At 40.4% G+C, this 1733-nt stretch carries 2 protein-coding genes; both read right to left on the bottom strand.

Annotated elements, in window-relative coordinates:
* Positions 1 to 189 precede the first annotated feature (189 nt).
* The gene (locus tag HT723_RS01190) at positions 190 to 951 is read right to left on the bottom strand and encodes a hypothetical protein (protein ID WP_172934463.1); all 762 of its coding nucleotides are present in this window, start codon (positions 949 to 951) and stop codon (positions 190 to 192) included.
* A partial coding sequence (locus tag HT723_RS11375) for a CAP domain-containing protein (RefSeq protein ID WP_240154930.1) occupies positions 914 to 1733 on the bottom strand: 820 nt, incomplete at its 5' end. The genes HT723_RS11375 and HT723_RS01190, both read right to left, overlap by 38 nt.

Genomic DNA, 1733 nt, shown 5'->3' with positions numbered 1-1733 from the left:
TCAGTAACCATACATACGGTAAGGCGACGCTGACGTGGTTTGAAGAGATTTTCGAAGAGTATAAATACCTACTCTATTTTCTATTATAATCTCTTACTGGCCTTTTGTCTGTAAGCAACTGACCACTCGATAAACCAAAGAGAGCCTATCGCTCTCTCTGCTTGCATTTCACTCTCTATAGAATGAAAATTATTTAGCTGCTTTTGAAAATGTTACAACGTAGTTATAATCTTTCCCATTAGCTTGATAGACATAGTCCTCTTTTAAAGTATAGCCACGTTTGCCCAACTCTTCTTTCTTAGCATCAACTTGGTTCTTGACTGCCACTTTTACTTCATCATCTGTTGAACCTTCCGCGATTTCAAGAGGAGTTCCATTGATATCTCCTAGAAAACCTGCAATATCTTTCATTTTATCAAAGTTATAAAAAACATTGACTTTGACCTTTTGAGGAGCTGGTGTTACAACTTCTTCAGCTTCTACTGTTGTTCCTGCGTCTTTTGGAGCTAGTGTTTCTTCTGTTCCTACTTCTACAGATGGTTGTGTGTCTGTTGACTCACTTTCAGAGGTAACTGATGCTTCTTTTGACTCTGACGATTCTTCTGATGTGGCATTTGTTGTTCCATCTTGTGTCTCAGAATTATTTTCTTGTGAATTTACTAAGTTAGAATCAGACGAAGTCGCTTCTCCAGTTTCTTCTGTGGTGGTCAATACTTTTTCTGAGTCTGACGATGGAGCTACAGATGTTTTTCCTGTTTCTGCCATATCCGTAGCTGATGTGTTTTCAGCTGGTTCTACTTGGCTTTTCTCTGTGCTTTCCGTAGATTCTACAGTCTTTGCTTCTCCTGTTGCTCCGTTACCGTGCGATGTTACATCTCTTGTTTCTGAAGACGCTTCCTGTGAATTAACATCTTTACTGTTTGTCTCTTCTATCAGATGTGTTTTCGACAATATCAGCTTTTGTTTTAAATGAGGAAAGTTGAGATTCTGTCACCTCTGCTTCTTGAATTGCTGGCCCATACTGTCCAACTAAAGCCTCCGAGTCGACCTTATCTCCTAAAATTTGTGCAACAGTAATCCAGTGATGTTCATGACGAGGGTTATTAAATGCACCAAGACCTGTATAAGTATATAGAGGATTTATCAATGATTTATAATGACCAGTTTGACCTGCAACTGTCTCACCCTTTGATTTTTTAATATAATCGGCTTTTTCTGAGTACCATTGCTTAATCGCCTCTGCAAATCCTTTATAATTCCACGCCAAGTTTTCTCCAAATGTTCTAGTACCAGTCGGAAAAGCTGTCCAAATATTTTTGTCAGAGAGACGAGCATGGGCATTCGTAATAGAAGACTCAGCAGCTCTCATAAGAGCCGTTTTTTCCAGTTGTGTTGACCACTTAATCGGAACATACTTATCTACTAATTTCTCCTCAAAAGCCTCTTTACGAATCTTATTAAGAGAATCTAAGATAGCTTGTTGATCTGGTGTTAAAAATTCTCCTTTGATTCCCACCAAAACATTGCCAGCAGATGCTTGACTCACTTCCGATTTAAATACAGTCTGCACCTCCTTTTGTGGTACAGCCGGCACTTCCCCTTTCGGTGTTACTGGATCTTCCGTGGTTGGTCTTGTAGCTACCGGTGCTTCTGATTTTGGTGCTGGAGACGCTGGTGCTTCTGATTTTGGCGCTGGCGCTGCTGGTGCTTCTGATTTTGGCGCTGGGGTCGCT

This window comes from Streptococcus sp. 2106, from assembly GCF_013277315.1.
Taxonomy (GTDB): Bacteria; Bacillota; Bacilli; order Lactobacillales; family Streptococcaceae; genus Streptococcus; species Streptococcus pseudopneumoniae.
This window is presented reverse-complemented; position numbering and strand designations above follow the sequence as displayed.